This is a genomic window from Collimonas fungivorans (assembly GCF_028292705.1).
Classification (GTDB): Bacteria; Pseudomonadota; Gammaproteobacteria; order Burkholderiales; family Burkholderiaceae_D; genus Collimonas; species Collimonas fungivorans_B.
In genome coordinates, this window is record NZ_JAQGLV010000029.1 from 1 (window position 1) to 20,405 (window position 20,405).

Genomic DNA, 20,405 nt, shown 5'->3' on the forward strand with positions numbered 1-20,405 from the left:
GGTCTCGCCCTTGATCGACGAATCGAACACCTTGATCGAGTGCAGATCGCCATTGTTCGCGAGCATGGTGCTCTCCGCGTCCAGTACGAAACCGGCCGCCTCCACCTCCTCGCGAACGGATGCAGGCTCAATCCGATGCAGTGACTGGGCGTCGCTGGTGCCCGCCCCGACGGCGGCGGCGTGGTCTACGATGACGTAGGACCCACCGGGCTTCAGCTGCTCGTAGACGGCTCGATTGAAGTGGGCCGCCGTTGCGCCCCTGGCCTGCATCAGCTCGGTGTGGAGATCATGGTAGAACAGGTGCAACCACAGGACGTCCGCTGGTTGCGTGGCCTTCGGCACCGCCACGAGGTCCGCGGAGACGGCTTCGACGTTCTCTCGTCCCGGCTCCTTCGCGAGCGTCCGCATGCGGCCTAGCGGATCGTTCTTGAAGTTGGCGACTTCGGCCGGCACGAAGCTGTAGACCCGTCCTCCGGGTCCCACGATGTCGGAGAAGAGACGGGTCCAGTCGCCGTCGCCTGGGTAAACATCGATGACGATAGAGCCCGCAACAACTCGTGCGAACTGGATCAACTCGGATAGTTTGGATTGTTCGTACATCGGGAATCTCCGTTACGGTTGGGTATAGGTAATTGCGGCGACATCTGCGATCGCGGTCGCAGCAGATGCAAAGCCTTCCGGATCGCGCGTGGTTGCAACGGACACTTCGATGCCCTTGCGGGCAAACGCCTTAGCAAGAGCCTGGCCGATATTGCCGAATCCTGCAATTGCATAGCTCATAATGTTTCTCCGACCTTGTGTTAAAACTAAAGTGTGAGAAACGTGGTCCCACGACTGGCGGGGCTTGTGGGCCAGCCACGGGAGCGCGCCGGGGTCAGACCTGCGCCATGCCTCCATCGACGGCGAGATCCACACCGGTGATGTAAGAACTTTCATCGGAGGCGAGGAACGCGACTGCCGCCGCGATTTCCTCGGGCATGCCTCTGCGGCCCATTGGGATCTGCGTGGTGAACTGTGCGACTGCTTGCTCGGCCTGTTCGGCGGTAAGGCCCGTCGTCGTCGCCAAGGCCGGGGTGTCGATTGCTCCGGGACTCATACTATTTACGCGGATCTTGCGGTCTTTCAATTCCAAAGCCCAGCCGCGCGCGAAGTTGCGCACAGCCGCCTTACTCGCGGCGTAAGCAGTAAATCCTGGAAGCCCGAGGACGTTTGAGACCGAAGAGTTCAGGATAATCGAACCGCCGTCTTTGAAAAGGGGAAGGGCCTTCTGTACCGTAAAGAACATTCCCTTCACGTTCACGTCGAAGGTCTGGTCAAAATGGGCCTCAGTAGCTACCGCGAGCGGTGCGATTGTCCCTGCGCCCGCGTTCGCGAAGAGAACATCGATGTGACCATGTTTCTCTTTCACGACGGCATAGAGCCGGTCCAGATCTTCCAAGCGCGACACGTCGCCCACGACCGTCGTAACGTTTCTCTTGATGGCGGCGGCAGCCTCCATCAGCTCTTTCTCTCGTCGCCCAGTGATCACGACGTGCGCACCTTCTTCCACGAAGCGCTTGGCTGTGGCCAAGCCAATCCCGCTGCTTCCGCCCGTGATAACTGCAACCTTACCTTCTAATTTTTTCATAATCTTTCACCTTTCGTTTGTGCTGTAAGGCAGCGCCGCTGTTCCCATTGGTACAAAGGCGCTGTATCATTTGGATCACAGATCCAGATCCTGATTCGCAACATCCGAATCAGTGATCCAATTATACGGATCAGTGATCCGTTTGTCAAGGAGCCCCATGCGAGCCGACGCCAAAAAAAATTACAGCCATCTACTTGCAGTCGCGCACGACGTTGTCGCCAAGCACGGTGTCGACGCGTCCATGCGAGATATCGCCCGCCGGGCTGACGTCGGGTTGGCTACACTGCTGCGTCATTTCCCGACGCGAGAAGCCTTGTTTGAAGCGTTGTTGTGTACGAATCTGGACCAACTGACGCAGAAGGCAGGCGAACTCGAAACGTCGAATTCACCTGACGAAGCGCTCGTATCTTGGTTTCGCGAATGGATGACATTCGCCCAAAGCTATAGGGGCGTCGTCGCCCTGATGGCGGCCGCCCACGCGAACCCGGACTCCGCTCTTTATGCTTCATGCGCAGCGGTGCACTCAGCGAGCGCGCGACTACTGCACCGTGCTCAGGCCGAAGGAACGGCGCGCACCGATATGAATGGGGACGACCTGTTCGGCCTGATGGCGGCGCTCGGCTGGCTCGTCGACCTACCGTCATTCGCGCCACGGGCCGATCATCTCGTTCACATTGTCACTAGCGCCATCCTGCCAAATCGGTCGAGCAGTAATGTCAAAAAGGCAGCATGTTGAATCAGATCGGCATCGGATGGCCGATTGCGGACGTTTAAAAGATTGTATTAATCTACATTGAAAGCAGCTGTCGCTTGCTAAAGCGCCAATTTTCTATGCTTGACTTATTTAATGGATACGATAATAATATCTTTTATGGCATCGGTAAATACTCAGTTTTCAATTGCGGTTCATGTGTTGGCGGCGATCGCCCACTATGAAACGTTTTTTACGTCTGAAGTTTTAGCCGGCAGCGTCAATGCGAACCCGATTTTTGTTAAGAGAATCCTGGCGAAGCTCTCCAAAGCGAAGTTGGTAAAAGCCACTGTCGGTAAAGCAGGCGGCTACGCGCTTACTAAAAATCCAAAAAGCATTTCGCTGTTAGACATTTCGCATGCTGTAAACCCTCCAAGTGTTTTTGCCATCCACACCTATGAGAAAAAGGAGTGGTGCGTAGTGAGCAGTAATATCAAGGAAGTGATGGGCGAGGTTCTGGTCGGTACGCAGAAAGCTGTTGAAAATGATTTGAAGCAGACCACACTAGCTGATGTTGTTTCAAAAATCAGGAGCAAATCTCGTTAGCGTTTTTTTTGATCTAAATAGATACGTTAATAGTATCTATAAAATAAGCGAAAGGCAGTGAATTTTATGAGAATCGGATTTATCGGAGCGGGAAATGTTGCCCAAACATACGCTAAGTACTTGGTGCGGTATGGGCACGAGGTTGTGCTTAGCAACAGCAGAGGGCCGGATTCGTTAAACGAACTCGTGCGTGGTATCGGCCCGAATGCCAAAACAGGCACTGTCCAGGAAGCAGCGATGCAAGATATCGTGATCTTATGTGTCCGGTGGGAGCAGGCAAAGCACGCGCTCGCCGAGGTTTCGGATTGGGGTGGGCGGATTCTTGTCGACGCGACAAATCGACCTTCCAATGAGAACGCCGAGGGCAAGACTTCGAGCGAGATCATCGCAAGTCATGCGCCTGGGGCTGGAGTCATCAAGGCACTCAATACGCTCGTCATGAATTGGATGCCAGACTCCTCAGAGAACGACCACAAATTGGTTCTGTTTATGTCGGGCGACGATAAAGCCGCGAAGCAGAAACTAGCGCGCGTTCTCGACGAAGCCGGCTTTGCCCCGGTGGATCTTGGGGGCCTGATTGAGTCTGGAAGACTCCAGGAATTCGGCGCCCCATTAAGCGGACTTCACATGGATCTGATCAAACGAATGAATTCCTGAATCCAACGCAAAACGACTAACGTTTAAAGGATAAGACAATGAACAGCAGTGCAAATAAATTAGCAGGAAAAATCGCGGTCATCACAGGCGGTAATAGCGGCATCGGCTTGGCCACAGCCAAGCGCTTTGTAGAAGAAGGTGCGCATGTCGTGATCACTGGGCGAAGACAGAAAGAGCTGGCTGAAGCCGCAGCTTTCATCGGAGAAAACGTGATGACGGTCGAAAGCGACGTCTCGAACCTAAACGATCTCGACCGTCTCTATGCCGTTGTGAAAGAAAAACATGGTCACATTGACATTCTTTTTGCGAACGCAGGTGGAGGGACAATCGCGCCGCTTGCAACGGCGACCGAGTCTCATTTCGACAAGATCTTCGATGTCAACGTAAAGGGATTATTCTTTACCGTGCAAAAAGCGCTTCCCCTTTTCAAAGATGGCGGCTCGATCATCCTAACCTCTTCGAACGCAAACGTGCTGGGAGTGCCAGCCTTCACCGCCTACGCTGCTAGCAAGGCAGCCGTGCGCAGCTTTGCGCGCGGCTGGACGATGGAGCTAAAGGATCGCAAGATTCGTGTGAATTCGATGAGTCCTGGCCCAATCGAAACTCAGGCTTTGGAGAAGGCGGGCCTCACCGCTGAACAGGCAGAACAGGCGGCAGCTCAGTTCGCTTCGCAAGTTCCGCTGGGCCGCAGAGGCACGCCCGAGGAAATCGCTAGCGTCGTCGCATTCCTTGCTTCCGATGAAAGTTCATATATCACCGGGGTGGATCTCGCCGTCGACGGGGGTATGGCGCAGGTCTAACATCAAAATGTCTTCCCCTCATGACAGCGGCTCAATGGGCGCCTAAGACATAAGTCTGCTGATTTGCTGTCGAGAAGAATTCTATGAATCCAAAAAAATGGCGGATGATTCCATGAACGTCGGCCATTTGTTATTCACACATTCATCTAACAAACGTTTTTGAGCGTTGGTCATGCATTAGCTTCTAATCTTCCAGGTCTTGAAGGACCGCTTCTGGCCGAAGGGGACATAACTGAATGGTGCCAATCTATCTGCGATTTCATTTGGTGCAATTGCACTTGGCGCTGCCCTGGATATCGCCATGGCGCATGGAAGCTCGCCGGTTCCAAGCATGTACTGCACCATGCCGTTCGCCTGTCAAATTATCCGTATGCGCAGTGTTTTAGGAAACCATCGATACATTGCACGGTATCGGCGTAGCGACGGATAATAGCGCCTACATCATTTTTAGAGTTACCCCATGGAAATCAAGGTCAATTTTCTCGATAAGCTGCGTCTTGAAGCCAAGTTCGATGACTTCTCGGTAGTGGCCGACCAGCCTATCCGCTATAAGGGCGATGGCTCAGCGCCTGGTCCGTTCGACTATTTTCTGGCTTCATCGGCCTTGTGTGCAGCTTACTTTGTGAAGTTGTATTGTGTAACTCGCAATATTCCTACCGAAAACATCCGCCTGTCGCAGAATAATATTGTTGATCCGGAAAACCGCTACCAGCAGATTTTCAAGATTCAGGTTGAGTTGCCGGCGGATATCTCCGCCAAAGACCGCCAAGGCATTTTGCGCTCCATCGAGCGTTGTACGGTGAAAAAAGTGGTGCAAGCCGGACCCGAGTTTGTCATTGAAGAGGTCGAGAACCTGGATGCAGATGCACAGGCCTTGCTGACCTTGAAGCCGGCTTCTGACGCCAGCACCTATATTGCGGGCAAGGATCTACCGCTGGAGCAAACCATCGCCAACATGTCGGGCGTTCTGGCGGCCTTGGGCATCAAGATTGAAATCGCTTCGTGGCGCAATCTTGTTCCCAATGTGTGGTCGCTGCATATCCGCGATGCGCATTCGCCGATGTGTTTTACCAACGGCAAGGGAGCGACCAAAGAAAGCGCGCTGGCGTCGGCGTTGGGGGAGTATATCGAGCGGCTGAATTGCAACCATTTCTACGCCGGCACTTTCTGGGGCGAAGACATCGCCAACGCGGAGTTTGTACATTACCCGAACGAGCGCTGGTTTAAGCCTGGCCGTAAAGATGCACTGCCGGCCGAAATTCTGGATGAGTACTGTCTGCAAATTTACAATCCCGACGGCGATTTATTTGGCTCGCATCTGGTCGACACCAACTCCGGCAATGTACAGCGCGGCATCTGTTCGCTGCCGTATGTGCGGCAGTCGGACGGCGAGGTGGTGTATTTCCCGTCCAACCTGGTCGAAAACCTGTACGTCAGCAACGGCATGAGTGCCGGCAACACGCTGGCCGAAGCGCAGGTGCAATGTCTGTCGGAAATTTTCGAACGGGCGGTAAAACGCGAAATCCTGGAAGGTGAAATCACATTGCCTGATGTACCGCAGGAAGTGCTGGCGAAATACCCTGGCATCCTGGCCGGCATTCAGGGCTTGGAAGAGCAGGGCTTTCCGGTGCTGGTGAAAGATGCGTCGCTGGGCGGGGTGTACCCGGTGATGTGCGTCACCTTGATGAACCCGCGCACCGGCGGTGTGTTTGCCTCGTTCGGCGCGCACCCAAGCCTGGAGGTGGCGCTGGAGCGCAGTCTGACGGAATTGCTGCAGGGGCGCAGTTTTGAAGGCCTCAACGAATTGCCTCGGCCCACCTTTGCCAGTGAAGCGGTGACCGAGCCAAACAACTTTGTCGAACACTTCATCGATTCCAGCGGCATTGTGTCTTGGCGCTTTTTCAGCGCCAAAGCGGATTTCGATTTTGTTGAATGGGATTTTTCTGGCCAGGGCGCAGGTGTCAATGCCAACTCCAATGCCGAGGAAGCCGCGACCTTGTTCGGTATTCTCGAAGACATGGGCAAACAGGTGTACGTGGCGGCGTATGACAATTTAGGCGCCATAGCCTGCCGGATTCTGGTGCCTGGTTATTCGGAAATTTACCCGATAGAAGATCTGGTCTGGGATAACACCAACAAGGCGCTGTTGTTCCGCGCCGATATCTTGAATCTGCATCGCCTGGACGATGCCGGCCTGGAAGCGCTGCTTGAGCGTCTGGATAACAATGAGCTCGATGAATATTCCGACATCGCCACATTGATCGGTATCGAATTTGACGAGAATACGGACTGGGGACAGCTGACAGTTCTCGAGTTGAAGCTGCTGATCCATCTCGCCTTGCAGCAATTCGAGGAGGCGCAAGAGCAGGTGGGAGCCTTCCTGCAGTACAACGACAACTCGGCCGAGCGCGGATTGTTTTATCAGGCCTTGAATGTAGTGCTGGAGGTGCTGCTGGATGACGACCTGGAACTGGACGATTACGTGGTCAATTTCCGCCGGATGTTTGGCAACGCTCGGATGGACGCGGTAATGGGGTCAGTGGACGGCAGCGTGCGCTTCTTCGGGTTGACGCCAACCAGCATGAAACTGGAGGGGCTCGATAGGCACCAGCGTCTGATCGACAGCTACAAAAAATTGCATAAGGCTCGGGCTAATTAAGAGCGAGGATTCTTGGCTATTTCCTGATTGCGTTTGCGGGCTCCTCTGCGAGCGGCGACCTCGTCGAAAATCGTCTCGGCGAATTCGACAGCAGTCGGCATCTTGGCGTCGTACATCATGACGAATTCAATTTCCGGCAGTTCCGGCAAGCCTTCAGACGCACCCAATTCGCGAAGCTCGTCGTCGATCGCGTTACGCGACATCGGTGCGATGGCGATGCCGGCTCGCGCGAAGGCTCGGATACCCGTGACACTCGGACTTTCGCATGCGATTCGATAAGGCATGCCGGCTAACGCAAGCGCCTTGACGGCTGCCTCCCGGTATGGACACGGGTCGGGGGAGCAGGCCAGCGGCACATCACCTTCTGGCAGCGGCTCGTGACGCGCAAACGCCCAGGTGAGCGGCTCTCGCCACAAAGTCACGCCTTTGTCCGAGTGTGAACAGCGGCTACCGATCATGAGATCGAAATCGCCGTTTGCGTACCGTCGAAACAGATTGTCGCCAATGTCGACCGTCAGATCCAACAGCAAGCCACGGCGCGAAGCGCTATAGCGGCGCATCGCGTCCGGAAACCAAGCCCCCGCAACGTCTTCCGATACGCCAATGCGCAGCTTGCCACCGAACGCTTCGCCAGTGCCCAGCCTGGCTTTTGCCTCCTCGCTCAGATTGAGCATCGCTCGAGCGTATCCGAGCAGTGTCTGACCATGCTCTGTGAGCGCGACGCTACGTGTATTGCGTACAAGAAGAGCACGGCCGATTTGTTCTTCCAAACGAACAACCTGGGCGCTAACCGCGGACTGGCTCAGATTCAGTCTACGGCCGGCGCCGGTAAAGCTCCGCACATCGGCGACGGTAACAAACGTAAGAAGTAGTGCAGTGTCGAGAGGATTATTCATTAATCATAAAATTGGGTTAATTTAATCAATTAATATCGTTTTAAGATTATAAGCTAACTCGATACACTGCAATTCACGGTGGGCGACCGCGCATCCTGCGCGTCGCCGCCACCGTTGATAAGGACTGGTTCCATGACACGCGTGCTCTATATCGAAGGTTCACCCAACAAGGGGTATTCGGCGTCCATCGAAGTGTGCAATGCGTTTCTCGATGCGTACCGGCTGGAGCATCCAGATCACGTAATACAGAAGCTCGACATATGGGGCCTGGCGATGCCCGAATTCGACGGCGATGCTCTAGCCGCGAAGTACGCCGGACTGAACGGGGCGGCTTTGACGCCAGCCCAGGCAGCGGCATGGCAGGGCATCGAAGAACTCGCGGCGCGATTCCACGAGGCGGACAAGTTCTTGTTTGGCGTGCCGCTATGGAATTTCAGCATCCCGTACAAGCTTAAGCATCTGATCGACGTGATCTCGCAGAAGGACTTGCTGTTCACGTTCGACAGTTCAGGTTTCGCGGGCATGTTGCGTGGGAAAAAGGCGGCAGTTGTCTACGCGCGCGGACTCAGCTATATGTCGCCGGGTTCGTTTACTCCAGCCAGCGAGTTCGACCTTCAGCGCCCCTATATGGAAACCTGGCTCAAGTTCGTTGGCGTGAAAGATGTCGTTGGCATTGTGGTCGAACGCACCTTGTTCGGCCCCGATGGAAAGACTGATCGAAGTAGCGCAATCGAAGAAGCCCGCGCGATCGCACGCGCGTTTTAACCCTGATCGCGAATTGATCGAATGGCGGCTGCTGGCTGGCAGCGGCCGGTCGAGAACAATACCTGGCTTTAAAACAATTCCTTTTGCCCGCCCACCAAAGCCGCAAAATTATCGTCCAGAAACGGCAATATCGCATCCGCCAGCGGCTGCAGCTGCCGGGTCAGATAATGGTCGTAATCAATCGCCGAGCGCTGCGTTTCCAGCGGCTCGGGGCCGGCCGTGGTCATCACGTAGCTGATCCAGCCGCCGTTCTGGTACTGCAACGGCCGGCCTTGCTCGCGGTTGAATTCATCGGCCACGCGCGCGGCGCGTACATGCGGCGGCACATTGCGCTCGTATGCATCCAGAGGTCGCCTTAGCCGTTTGCGGTAGACCAGCAGCTCGTCGAATTCGCCATTCAGCGTGCGGCTGACGTAATCGCGCACATATGCCTGGTAGGGCTCGCGCTTGAATATGTGCTGGTAAAGCTGCTGCTGGAATTCCTTGGCCAGCGGCGTCCAGTCGGAGCGCACCGACTCCAGCCCCCGGTACACCATCTCGTCCGCGCCGTCGGCGTTAACGATCAAGCCGGCGTAGCGTTTCTTGCTGCCCAGTTCGGTGCCGCGGATGGTCGGCATCAGGAAGCGGCGGTAGTGGGTGTCGAACTCCAGTTCCAGCGCGGATTCGATATCTAGGGTTTGCCGCAGATGCAGGCGCCACCATTCGTTGACGTCGCGCGCCAGGGTATTGCCGATCTGGGCAGCCTGTTCCTCCGTGTGCGGCTGCTTCAGCCAGACGAAAGTGGAATCGGTGTCGCCGTAGATGACCTGATAGCCCTTGGCTTCGATCAGCTCGCGTGTCTTGTGCATGATTTCATGGCCGCGCATGGTGACCGATGACGCCAGGCGGGGATCAAAGAAACGGCAGCCGGTCGATCCCAGCACACCGCAGAAGGCGTTCATGATGATCTTCAAGGCTTGCGACAGCGGCTGATTGCGCTGGCGTTTTGCCGTTTCCCGCCCTTGCCAGATCTGGCTGACGATGCCTGGCAGGCAGTGCTTGCTGCGCGAGAAGCGGCCGCCGCGGAAGCCGGGCACGGAATCGCTGTCGCCGGGATGCTGCATGCCTTCAATCAGCCCGACCGGATCGATCAGGAATGTGCGGATGATCGAGGGATACAGACTTTTATAGTCCAGCACCACGACCGAATCGTACAGGCCCGATTGCGAATCAATCACAAAACCGCCCGGACTGGAATCACCTGCCACCTCGCCCAAGTTCGGCGCGACGTAACCCTGGCGGTGCATATGGGGAAGATACAAATGGCTGAAAGCAGCCACCGAACCGCCGCTGCGGTCCGCCGGCAAGCCGGTGACGGCGGCGCGTTCCAACAGGAATTCCAGCAGTTCGGTCTTGGCGAAGATGCGCGTCACCAGTTCGCAGTCTTTCAGGTTGTAGGTCGCCAGCGCCGGTTTATCCTCGGCGAAGCGGCGGTCGATTTCCGCCATGCGCTGGTAGGGATTGGTGATGGATTTTCCTTCGCCCAGCAGGGTTTGGGCGACATGCTCCAGGCTGAAGGAAGGGAAATTCCACGTCGCCGATTTCAGCGCTTCGATGCCGTCGATGATCAGGCGGCCGGCCGCGGAGGCAAAATGGTGGTTCGGCTTGAAGCCATGTTCTCGCCACTCCATCTGGCTGCCGCCGCGGCCACCGCGACCGATCAGCAACGGTACCTGGTATTCCTGGGCATGCTTTTGCAGGACGCGCAGGTCGAACTGCACCAGGTTCCAGCCGATGATGGCGTCGGGATCATGCCGCTCCAGCCATTGGTTCAGTTTCTCCAGCAGGAGCGGGCGGCTGGCGCAATACTCCAGGTCGAAGTCGATCTCGCTGGCGTCGCCGTTGGGCGGCCCCAGCATGTACACCTGGCGCTGGCCGCAGCCTTCGAGGGCGATCGAATACAAGTCGCCATGCGCCGTGGTTTCGATATCGAGCGATACCAGCTTCAGCTGTGGACGATATTCGACCGCAGGTTTCATGGTGCTGTTGAGCATGGGGCCGCCGCCATTTTTTTCGCCTGCGAACCAGACCGGGGCGGTGATGAAGCGCTCCATCAGGTAGCGTTCCGGCGGGCGGATATCTGCTTCGTAGACATCGACGCCGCTATCCCTCAGCAGTTTCTCCAGCTTGATCAGCTGGCGATGCTGCTGCAAATACAGGCCCAGCACCGGACGGTACTGGAAATCCTTCAGGAGCAGCGGACGCAGCTCGAACCGGCGTTCGTTGCGCAGCACGCTTTCAGCCTGCTGCCGCTGCTCGACAGGTATGAAGGCCACCGATTCCTGGGGTGCCAGGCGGATGTGCTGCGGGCCGTCGTCAGTCGCCAGCCAGAACTCGACTTCTGTACCATTGGGAGTGTCGCGCCAGTGCCTAGTCAGGATAAAACCTTGTTGTGCCACGCTACTGCCTTATAGAGCTGCTTATATATACCTCGTTTGCGCATCGGCGCGAGGAATGCCGGGAGAAAGACCGGGTCTTGCAATGATACATTTCATGATTGCATTTTGCTTTGGTCGCCGGCCTGCAAGAATGCAATTATTTCGAAACTCTGGCCGTTGCCTTGTTGTCGGAGCAGAAGAGCCTGAAATGGGAGCGTGCAAGGATGGCGTCATAGTTATCCGCAATCCCGGCGATAGATTTAAATGCAAACTAGATTGCTTGCAATTTAATTTTGAGCGATATATTATTCAAGCCATGGACACCAGCAAACAATCGACTGCAAACCTCGCACCGGAATCATTCGGGCCGGACAGCCTGCTGCTGGACAATCAGCTGTGCTTTGCGCTGTATTCGGCATCGCTGACCATGACCAAGCTTTACAAGCCGCTGCTGCAGAAAATGAGTTTGACCTATCCGCAGTACCTGGTGCTGCTGACCTTGTGGGAGCGTGACGAACTGACTGTGTCGGCACTGGGCGAGCGCCTGTTCCTGGATTCCGGCACGCTGACGCCTTTGCTCAAGCGCCTCGAAAGCAGCGGTTTTTTGCGCCGCCAGCGTTCGCCGCACGATGAGCGCCAGGTCATCGTCAGCCTGACCGCGGCCGGCAAGAATCTGCGCCAGCAAGCGCTGGAAATACCGCAGCAGGTGAGTTGCAGCGTTGAATGCTCGCTGGACGAAGTGAAAGCGCTGACCCAGGAACTGCGGCGTTTGCGTGCCGCGATGGCCGGCAATATTGCTTAAGGATAGAGAGCCTGGTTTTGCATGAAATATAAATTGTGAGCAATATAATTGTGTAATTAAGAATCACCTTATGGCGCGTTTCATTCTTGCGTCATTTAAATGTTGTACCTTTGATCCGGATCATCAGTACGGCCGACTGTATCGATCCAAAGGATTTTCCAACCGGCCAATAAAGGAAACCATCATGTCAGTCGAAAAAGTTCTGTACCGCGCCCAAGCCACCGCAACCGGAGGCCGTGACGGCCGCGCCGTGTCATCCGATAACGTGCTGGACGTCAAGTTGACCACACCGAAAGAACTGGGCGGCGCCGGTGGCGAAGGCACCAATCCTGAACAACTGTTTGCAGCCGGTTATTCCGCCTGCTTCATCGGCGCCATGAAATTCGTCGCCTCGCAAGAAAAAATCAGCCTGCCTGCAGACGTGTCGATCACCGGCCTGGTAGGCATCGGCCAGATTCCCGGCGGCTTCGGCATCGAAGTCGAATTGCGTATTTCCCTGCCAGGCATGGACGCCGGCGCTGCAGAAGACCTGGTCAACAAGGCGCACAAAGTCTGCCCTTATTCCAACGCAACCCGCGGCAACATCGACGTTACCCTGACCTTGGTGTAATGAACGGGGGCGGATCACAATCTGCATCCGCCCAGCCTGGCTTGCCAGGCTTTTTTTAAGCAAGTTTGTTAGCCAAGCTTGAAAACGGCGGCGGTCTGCGCCAGCTGCGCCGCCTGGTCCTGCAGGCTCTGGGCAGCCGCCGCGGCCTGTTCGACCAGTGCGGCATTCTGCTGGGTGATGTCGTCTATGTGACCCATGGCGCGGTTGATCTCTTCGATGCCGCTGCTTTGCTCACCGGTCGCCGCCGTGATTTCATGCATGATGTCGGCCACCCGCTTGACCGCTACGACTATGCCTTGCATGGTCTGGCCGGCCGCATCCGCCAGCTTTCCGCCGGCATCCACCTGTTCTACCGAATCGCTGATCAAGCCCTTGATTTCCTTGGCGGCAGTAGCTGAACGCTGCGCCAGGTTGCGCACTTCCGCCGCCACCACTGCAAAACCGCGCCCCTGTTCGCCGGCCCGCGCCGCTTCCACCGCGGCATTCAGCGCCAGGATATTGGTCTGGAAAGCGATGCCGTCGATCACGCCGATGATGTCGTGGATCTTGCGCGAACTGCCCTTGATCGCCTGCATCGTATCCACTACCTGGCCGACCGCCTGGCCGCCCTCGATCGCTTGCCCCGATGCGCTGATCACCAGCTGGTTGGCGTGCTGGGCGCTGTCGGCGCTCTGTTTCACCGCGGCCGTCAGCTGTTCCAGCGAGCTGCTGGTCTGTTCCAGCGAAGCCGCTTGCGATTCGGTGCGGGCCGACAGGTTGGCGTTGCCTTCGGCGATTTCCTGCGAAGCGCGCGCCATCTCGCCGGTGCCTTGCCGCACATTGCCGATGACGCCGGCCAGGCCTTGGCTGATGCCGTTGATGGCTTGTTCAAGCTGGCCGATTTCGTCGCCGCGATCGCTTGCCAGCATGGCGCTCAGGTCGCCCGCCGCCAGTTGCTGCGCAGCCTGTTTGACTCTCTCCAGCGGCTGGCTGATGGTGTTGCGGATCAGCCAGTACAGCGCCGCCACCATGATCAGCACCGCCGCCAGGCCGAACAGGGCATTGCGGTTGCGCAGGGTGGTGATCTCCTGCGTCAGTTCGGCGGCATCCTCGCTGCCGACAATCAGCCAGTTCCAGTTCTTGTATAGCGCGAAAGCGGCGATTTTTTCCGCACCCTTGACGGCGCCTTCCTGCAAGGCATAACGCATGCTGCCTTCCTTGCGTTCCAGGATGTCCTTGATGAATTCGCGGCCGTCGGCGTCCTTCTGCGCCAGCACATTCTTGCCTTCGCCGACCGGCGCCACCAGCAGCTTGCCCAGGTCCTTGCCCTGGGCGGCGTTGAGCACGTAGAAATAACCGGTATCGCCCAGTTTGACCGAGCGGATGCGCGCCTTCAGCGTTTCAATATCGCCGGTGATGTCGACGCCGACAAACAGCGCGCCGACGATGGCGCCGGCCTCGTCCTTGACCGGGTTGTAGGCAGTCATGTATTCCTTGCCGAACAGCGTGGCGCGCCCGATATACGACAAGCCGCCCTGCAAGCGGGCGTATCCGGGATGGCCGTGGTCGAGCACGGTGCCGATGGCGCGCTCGCCGTTTTCTTTCTTGAGCGAGGTTGAGATGCGGATGAAGTCCTCGCCGTTCTTGACGAAGATCGTCGCCACTGCGCGGCTGGCCGAGGTAAAGCTGTCGGCGACCGAAAAATTCATGTTGATAGCGTCATTGCCGTTCTTCAGCAACGGCACCGGCTTGCCGGCGACATCGACGGTCTTGCCGCTGTCGATGGAAAATTTTGCGGGGAAATAACTTGCCAGCAGCAACGCGAAACGCTCGGCTTCGCTTTTATGGCTGGTATCGAATGTATCGAGCATCTGGATCATGGTGCCGGTCCTGCCGGAAATGTCGCGCGTACCGCGCTGTTCCAGCAATTGCGAGGTAGAGTGGGCGCTGGCCCAGCCGTAGACCAGGAAGATCACGGCGGCCAGCAAAAAGGTAAACAAGCTGAGCTTGATGCCTACGTTGAGGCTGTTGAAGAATTTATTGTTCATTGACTATCCTTTTCTTGTTAGGCGGATTGAAGCGGCGTGTTGCATCCTGCCGAATTCGTGGCAATCAAAGTCAATAACGACAACTTTCGCGAAAGTTGAAGGGGGCGGAAGCGGGACCGGCTGTTTTGGGGCCTGAAGAAACGGCGCAGCCTGCCGTTAACACGAACAGGAAAGCGGTTAGCCAAAATCCGCTTTCCCGAGCCAAAGGCTCGCATGCAACTGAAACCCCATCTGAAAAGAAAATCATGACCTGGTTCTACAACTTGAAAATTGCGACCAAGCTGCTGCTGTCGTTCGCCTTGATATTGATGCTGACGCTGGTGCTGGGCGTGGCTTCGATCACGCAACTGGGGCAAGTCAACGCCACCACCAATGAAATCAACAGCAACTGGCTGCCGAGCGTGCGGATGCTGCTGACCCTGAAGAGCCATCTGGCGCTGCTGCGCAATGTCGAAATGCAGCACGTCATGTCGAACGACGTAGCGGATATGGACAAGAGCGCCCAGTTCATCAGCGATATCCGGGGCGACGTGCAAAAGAACCTGAGTGAATATGCGCCGCTGGTTTCCGCGGAGGAGCGCGCCGTATACGACCAGATCAAGGATAAAATCCCGCGCTACCTGGAGATGGACAAGAAAATCGTCGAAATCTCGCGCGCCTTCAGGAAAGACGATGCGATAAAAGAAATACGCGGCGATTCCCTGGCTGCCATTGTCGAACTGGACAAGCAGGTTGAACGCCTGGTGAAAATCAACAGCGATGGCAGCGCCGCCTCTGCCAAAGACGGCGAAGCCATCTACAACAAGGCTCGGCTCTGGATGATAGGGCTGATGATCGCGATGCTGCTGCTAGGTTTCGCCCTGGCGCTGTGGATTGCGCGAGTGGTTGCCCAGCCGCTGGAGTTTGCGGTAGACGTGGCGCGCCGCGTCGCCGACGGCGATTTGACGGCCGATATCGAAGTCAGGTCGAGGGACGAGACCGGGCAGCTGATGCAAGCGCTGAAAGACATGAACCACAGCTTGCAGAAGATTGTCGGCGAAGTGCGCAGCGGCACCGACACCATCGCCACCGCCTCCGGCCAGATCGCGGCCGGCAACCAGAACCTGTCGCAGCGTACGGAACAGCAAGCCAGTTCGCTGGAAGAAACCGCCGCATCGATGGAGCAGCTGACTTCGACCGTCAAGCAGAATGCCGACAACGCCAGCCAGGCTAACCAGCTGGCGGTGTCCGCCTCGGAAGTGGCGCTGCATGGCGGTACCGTGGTGACCCAGGTGGTCAGCACCATGGGCGCCATCAATATCTCCTCGAAAAAGATCGTTGACATCATCGGCGTGATCGACGGCATCGCTTTCCAGACCAATATCCTGGCGCTGAATGCCGCGGTGGAAGCGGCGCGGGCCGGCGAGCAGGGACGCGGCTTTGCCGTGGTGGCGGCGGAAGTGCGCAGCCTGGCGCAGCGTTCGGCGGCTGCGGCCAAGGAAATCAAGGGGCTGATCGACGATTCGGTTGAAAAAGTCGGGCTCGGCTCGCGCCTGGTGGACCAGGCCGGCAGCACCATGGAGGAAATCGTGGCCAGCGTGCGCCGCGTGACCGACATCATGGGCGAAATCACCGCTGCCAGCCAGGAGCAGACCGCCGGCATCGAGCAGATCAACCAGGCCATCAGCCAGATGGACCAGGTGACTCAGCAAAACGCCGCTCTGGTGGAAGAGGCAGCGGCGGCCGCCGCCAGCCTGCAGGACCAGGCCGGCACCCTGGCGGAAGTGGTCGGCGCCTTCAAGCTGGAGCGTGTGCATGGCGCGGCGCAGGCAAACAGGATGATTGATATCACGCCGCATGCCCAGATGCTGCGTGGCGCAGCGGCCTAGCGCCGCCATAGCCGGAGCAAGCGGGGTTTTAGGCGCTTGTTTGCGGCATCGGCATCGGGCCGCCATGTTTATATTGCAATACGGGCAGCTGCCGCGGCAGGCGGCCTTGCCAACCATGTTAAGGCGCACTGAATGACTATCAAACCGAGCACCAGGTCTGCTGCTGCTTCAGCTCGGGATTTTTTGCTGACCGACGGCGATTTTTCCCGGGTCCGCGCGCTGATCCACCAGCGCGCCGGCATCGCGCTGGGCGAGCAAAAGCGCGAGATGGTCTACAGCCGCCTGTCGCGCCGCTTGCGCGAACTGGGCATGAACGACTTCACTTCCTACCTGGCCTTGCTGGAAGCCGAGAAGGACAGCGCCGAATGGCAAGCTTTCACCAATGCCCTGACTACCAACCTGACGGCGTTTTTCCGCGAGGCGCATCATTTTCCGCTGCTGGCGGAGCATGCAAAAAAAAGCGCAGTGCCGCTGACAGTCTGGTGCTCGGCCGCTTCCACCGGTGAAGAACCGTATTCGATCGCGATGACCCTGATCGAAGCGCTCGGCAGCCGCGCCGCCACGGCCAGCGTGATCGCCACCGACATCGACACCCAGGTGCTGGAGAAAGCCGCGGCCGGGGTCTACACCATGGAGCAGGTCAGCAAGCTGCCTCTGGAACGCCTCAAGCGTTTTTTCCTGAAAGGCAGCGGCGCCCGCGCCGGGCAGGTGCGGATACGGCCGGAAGTGGCAGCCATGGTGAAGTTCGGCCAGGTCAACCTGCTGGATACGCAATGGGGTCTGAAGGAACCGTTCGACGCCATCTTTTGCCGCAACGTGATGATCTATTTCGACAAGCCGACGCAGAACAAGATCCTGCAGCGCTTTGCACCCCTGATGAAACCGCAAGGCTTGCTGTTTGCCGGGCATTCCGAGAATTTTTCCTACGCCAGCCAGCCGTTCCGGCTGCGCGGCCAGACCGTGTATGAGCTCGATCCAAGGCAGGCTAAAGGCGGCGCATGATTTCAGCGGCGGAAGAGTCGATGGCGACCCATCATTATTTTGACCGTGAATTCGACAGCGCGGCGGTCAAGCTGCTGCCGAACGAATACTACGTCACGCCCGACGACATGGTGCTGAGCACCGTGCTCGGTTCCTGCGTGGCCGCCTGCGTGCGCGACAGCACCGCGGGGGTCGGCGGCATGAACCATTTCATGCTGCCCAATGACGGCAATCCGGGCAATTCAGGCGGCAGCGCTTCGGCTTCCATGCGCTACGGCGCTTACGCCATGGAGATGCTGCTGAACGAGTTGCTGAAGGCAGGCGCGCGCCGGGAACGGCTGGAAGCCAAGGTGTTCGGCGGCGGCGCGGTGCTGGCCAACATGACGATGCTGAACATCGGCGACCGCAATGCCGATTTTGTATTGCGCTACCTGCAGATGGAACAGGTACGGGTGGCGGCGCAGGATTTGCGCGGCAACCTGCCGCGCCGGATCAGCTATTTTCCAAGGAGTGGCAAGGTCATGGTGCGCAGGCTGCACCGCATCAACGATGCCGAACAGGTCCAGCGCGACGAACAGCAGCTGGTGCAGACGCTGGCGCAGCAGCCGGTACGCAGCAAGGTGGAATTATTCAATACGGCCATTGGCAAGAGAGCCGTAAAACAAGGCGGAGGCAGCGCATGAGCGATAAAAAAATCAAGGTATTGTGTGTCGACGATTCAGCGCTGATACGCAGCCTGATGACTGAAATCATCAACAGCCAGACGGATATGACGGTGGTGGCGACAGCGCCCGATCCGCTGGTGGCGCGCGACCTGATCAAGCAGCTCAATCCGGACGTGCTGACGCTGGACGTGGAAATGCCGCGCATGGACGGCCTGGATTTCCTGGAAAAACTGATGCGCCTGCGGCCCATGCCGGTGCTGATGGTGTCCTCGCTGACCGAGCGCGGATCCGAAATCACGCTGCGCGCGCTGGAACTGGGGGCGGTCGATTTTGTCACCAAGCCGCGCCTCGGCATACGCGAGGGCTTGCTGGAATATACCGACCTGATCGCCGACAAGATCCGCGCGGCGGCCCGCGCCCGCCTGCAATCAGTGCGCCGCTCCGGCGCCGATGCGGCGGCAGCGGCCGGATTGACGCCGATGCTGCGCAGCCCTTTGCTGAGCACCGAGAAGCTGATCATCATCGGCGCTTCCACCGGCGGCACCGAAGCAATCCGGGAAGTCTTGCAGCCGCTGCCGCCGGATTGTCCTGGCATCATGATCGCGCAGCACATGCCGCCCGGGTTTACCCGCTCCTTTGCGCAGCGCCTGGACGGCCTGTGCCGCATCACCGTCAAGGAAGCGGAGCACGGCGAGCGAGTGTTGCCAGGCCATGCTTATATCGCGCCCGGCGGCTTCCATCTTTCGCTGGCGCGCAGCGGCGCCAATTATGTCGCGCATCTGGACCAGGAAGACCCGGTAAACCGTCATCGGCCGTCGATCGATGTGTTGTTCGATTCGGTCGCCCAGCATGCCGGCAAGAACGCCATCGGCGTGATCCTGACCGGCATGGGACGGGATGGCGCAGCAGGTTTGCTGCGCATGCGCCAAGCCGGCGCCTACACCCTGGCGCAAGACGAAGCCAGCTGCGTGGTGTTCGGCATGCCGCGTGAAGCCATCGCCATGGGCGCGGCCAGCGAAGTGGCCGGCATAGCTGACATGAGCGCACGCCTGATGGCGCGCCTGATGTCGTACGGCGAACGCTCAAACCGGGTGTAAAAACATCTGCCCTGCATTTTCTGACATTTGTGACGTTATACAGGCATGGCGTCAGGAATTCATGCAGGCCCTATTTATAGTGTGGAGTAATCATGGTTGATAAAAGCATCAAAATTCTGGTGGTGGACGATTTTCCCACCATGCGGCGGATTGTGAAAAATCTGTTGAAAGAGCTAGATTTCGTCAATGTCGACGAAGCCGAGGATGGCGCAGCGGGGCTGGCCAAGCTCAAGGACGGCAACTTCGGGTTTGTCGTCTCGGACTGGAACATGCCGAACATGGACGGCCTGACCATGCTGCAATCGATACGCGCCGATCCGGCCCTGGCCAGGCTGCCGGTGCTGATGGTGACGGCAGAAGCCAAGAAGGAAAACATCATCGCCGCCGCCCAGGCCGGCGCCAACGGCTATGTGGTCAAGCCGTTTACCGCGGCCACGCTGGAGGAAAAAATCACCAAGATATTCGAAAAAATTGCGAAAGAGAGTGCTTGATATGAGCCTCGCCTTACAGATGCCGGTCGCCGGCGATTCCGCCGAACAGCTGGTCAACCGCATCGGCCACCTGACCCGCCTGCTGCGCGAAAGCATGCGGGAACTCGGCCTGGACCAGGAAATCGCCAAGGCAGCGCAGGCGATCCCGGATGCCCGCGACCGCTTGAACTACGTGGCGGCGATGACCGAGCGCGCGGCCGAGAGGGCACTGAACGCGATCGATGTCGCCCAGCCGATCCAGGAAACACTCAGCAAGCAGGCCAAGACGCTCAACCAGCGCTGGGACGAGTGGTTCGTCAGCCCGGTCGAACTGGACGATGCGCGGGTGCTGGTGCTGGATACCCGAAATTACCTGAAAGACGTGCCGCGGCAGGCTTCGGCCATCAATGAGCAGCTGATGGAAATCATGATGGCGCAGGACTTCCAGGACCTGACCGGCCAGGTCATCAAGAAAATGATGGAAGTCGTGCAGGAAATGGAAAGGCAGCTGCTGCAGGTGCTGATCGACAATACGCCGCTGGAAAAACGCAGCGACGGCAACGGCCTGCTGAACGGTCCGCAAATGAAAGCGGAAGAGAATCCCGATGCGGTTTCCGACCAGGAGCAGGTTGACGACCTGTTGTCCAGCCTGGGCTTCTGAGCCGGGCAATTGTGAATCAGCATCACGCTTAAAAGCGGCCAGGGCGATGGCAAACACGCCCTGACCGCAGCGATTGCCTGAGCAGCACCGCTATCCCCGCCTTGTT

General features: G+C 57.8%; 19 protein-coding genes and 1 pseudogene. 14 read left to right on the forward strand and 6 right to left on the reverse strand.

Annotated elements, in window-relative coordinates; all coding sequences use genetic code 11:
• From JWQ61_RS01160 to JWQ61_RS01170, 3 genes and pseudogenes are all read right to left on the reverse strand, one after another.
• A partial coding sequence (locus tag JWQ61_RS01160) for a methyltransferase (protein ID WP_304358896.1) occupies positions 1–600 on the reverse strand: 600 nt, incomplete at its 3' end.
• Between the two features lie 48 nt (positions 601–648).
• Positions 649–780 (reverse strand): annotated as a pseudogene (locus tag JWQ61_RS01165) (NAD(P)-binding domain-containing protein); the annotation flags it as partial.
• 94 nt (positions 781–874) lie between these two features.
• On the reverse strand, positions 875–1,627 hold the full coding sequence (locus JWQ61_RS01170; protein WP_304358897.1) for an SDR family NAD(P)-dependent oxidoreductase: 753 nt from the start codon (positions 1,625–1,627) through the stop codon (positions 875–877).
• Positions 1,628–1,784: 157 nt separating this feature from the next.
• Here JWQ61_RS01170 and JWQ61_RS01175 point away from each other — a divergent pair, with 157 nt between their 5' ends.
• The 5 genes from JWQ61_RS01175 to JWQ61_RS01195 all read left to right on the forward strand — a co-directional run bounded on the left by JWQ61_RS01175 (position 1,785) and on the right by JWQ61_RS01195 (position 7,040).
• Entirely contained in the window at positions 1,785–2,363 is a 579-nt protein-coding gene (locus tag JWQ61_RS01175; RefSeq protein WP_304358898.1) for a TetR/AcrR family transcriptional regulator, read from the forward strand.
• Positions 2,364–2,498: 135 nt separating this feature from the next.
• The gene (locus tag JWQ61_RS01180; protein WP_304358899.1) at positions 2,499–2,924 is read left to right on the forward strand and encodes an Rrf2 family transcriptional regulator; all 426 of its coding nucleotides are present in this window, start codon (positions 2,499–2,501) and stop codon (positions 2,922–2,924) included.
• 66 nt (positions 2,925–2,990) lie between these two features.
• Positions 2,991–3,581 (forward strand): NADPH-dependent F420 reductase, encoded by a 591-nt coding sequence (locus tag JWQ61_RS01185; RefSeq protein WP_304358900.1) that lies wholly within the window; start codon positions 2,991–2,993, stop codon positions 3,579–3,581.
• A 38-nt stretch (positions 3,582–3,619) separates the two neighbouring features.
• On the forward strand, positions 3,620–4,381 hold the full coding sequence (locus JWQ61_RS01190; RefSeq protein ID WP_304358901.1) for a glucose 1-dehydrogenase: 762 nt from the start codon (positions 3,620–3,622) through the stop codon (positions 4,379–4,381).
• 460 nt (positions 4,382–4,841) lie between these two features.
• Positions 4,842–7,040 carry an OsmC domain/YcaO domain-containing protein gene (locus tag JWQ61_RS01195; protein WP_304358902.1) on the forward strand — a complete coding sequence of 733 codons (2,199 nt, stop codon included), beginning with the start codon at positions 4,842–4,844 and terminating at the stop codon, positions 7,038–7,040.
• Here JWQ61_RS01195 and JWQ61_RS01200 read toward each other — a convergent pair.
• Entirely contained in the window at positions 7,037–7,936 is a 900-nt protein-coding gene (locus tag JWQ61_RS01200) for a LysR substrate-binding domain-containing protein (RefSeq protein WP_304358903.1), read from the reverse strand. The genes JWQ61_RS01195 and JWQ61_RS01200 overlap by 4 nt on opposite strands.
• A gap of 132 nt (positions 7,937–8,068) precedes the next feature.
• On the opposite strand from JWQ61_RS01200, the gene JWQ61_RS01205 reads away from it, so the two are divergent.
• Entirely contained in the window at positions 8,069–8,701 is a 633-nt protein-coding gene (locus tag JWQ61_RS01205) for an FMN-dependent NADH-azoreductase (protein WP_304358904.1), read from the forward strand.
• 68 nt (positions 8,702–8,769) lie between these two features.
• On the opposite strand, the gene JWQ61_RS01210 is transcribed toward JWQ61_RS01205, so the two are convergent.
• Entirely contained in the window at positions 8,770–11,139 is a 2,370-nt protein-coding gene (locus JWQ61_RS01210; protein WP_304358905.1) for a DNA polymerase II, read from the reverse strand.
• Positions 11,140–11,434: 295 nt separating this feature from the next.
• Here JWQ61_RS01210 and JWQ61_RS01215 point away from each other — a divergent pair, with 295 nt between their 5' ends.
• On the forward strand, positions 11,435–11,920 hold the full coding sequence (locus JWQ61_RS01215; protein WP_304358906.1) for a MarR family winged helix-turn-helix transcriptional regulator: 486 nt from the start codon (positions 11,435–11,437) through the stop codon (positions 11,918–11,920).
• Between the two features lie 184 nt (positions 11,921–12,104).
• Complete coding sequence (locus JWQ61_RS01220) at positions 12,105–12,530, forward strand: organic hydroperoxide resistance protein (RefSeq protein WP_014004909.1); 426 nt, start codon at positions 12,105–12,107, stop codon at positions 12,528–12,530.
• Positions 12,531–12,598: 68 nt separating this feature from the next.
• Here the strand turns inward: JWQ61_RS01220 and JWQ61_RS01225 are convergent, their stop codons facing one another.
• Positions 12,599–14,557 carry a methyl-accepting chemotaxis protein gene (locus tag JWQ61_RS01225; protein ID WP_304358907.1) on the reverse strand — a complete coding sequence of 653 codons (1,959 nt, stop codon included), beginning with the start codon at positions 14,555–14,557 and terminating at the stop codon, positions 12,599–12,601.
• A gap of 245 nt (positions 14,558–14,802) precedes the next feature.
• On the opposite strand from JWQ61_RS01225, the gene JWQ61_RS01230 reads away from it, so the two are divergent.
• The 6 genes from JWQ61_RS01230 to cheZ all read left to right on the forward strand — a co-directional run bounded on the left by JWQ61_RS01230 (position 14,803) and on the right by cheZ (position 20,299).
• The gene (locus JWQ61_RS01230) at positions 14,803–16,425 is read left to right on the forward strand and encodes a methyl-accepting chemotaxis protein (protein WP_304358908.1); all 1,623 of its coding nucleotides are present in this window, start codon (positions 14,803–14,805) and stop codon (positions 16,423–16,425) included.
• Positions 16,426–16,557: 132 nt separating this feature from the next.
• Complete coding sequence (locus JWQ61_RS01235; RefSeq protein WP_304358909.1) at positions 16,558–17,427, forward strand: CheR family methyltransferase; 870 nt, start codon at positions 16,558–16,560, stop codon at positions 17,425–17,427.
• Positions 17,424–18,089: a chemoreceptor glutamine deamidase CheD gene (gene cheD / locus JWQ61_RS01240; protein ID WP_304358910.1), complete on the forward strand. Its 666-nt coding sequence runs from the start codon at positions 17,424–17,426 to the stop codon at positions 18,087–18,089. Before JWQ61_RS01235 ends, cheD begins: the two co-directional genes overlap by 4 nt.
• Positions 18,086–19,168 (forward strand): chemotaxis response regulator protein-glutamate methylesterase, encoded by a 1,083-nt coding sequence (locus JWQ61_RS01245; RefSeq protein ID WP_304358911.1) that lies wholly within the window; start codon positions 18,086–18,088, stop codon positions 19,166–19,168. Before cheD ends, JWQ61_RS01245 begins: the two co-directional genes overlap by 4 nt.
• Positions 19,169–19,260: 92 nt before the next feature.
• Positions 19,261–19,659 carry a chemotaxis response regulator CheY gene (gene cheY / locus JWQ61_RS01250; RefSeq protein WP_304358912.1) on the forward strand — a complete coding sequence of 133 codons (399 nt, stop codon included), beginning with the start codon at positions 19,261–19,263 and terminating at the stop codon, positions 19,657–19,659.
• A gap of 1 nt (position 19,660) precedes the next feature.
• A complete protein-coding gene (cheZ, locus tag JWQ61_RS01255; RefSeq protein WP_304358913.1) occupies positions 19,661–20,299 on the forward strand; it encodes a protein phosphatase CheZ in 639 nt (212 codons plus the stop codon).
• Positions 20,300–20,405: the final 106 nt, after the last annotated feature.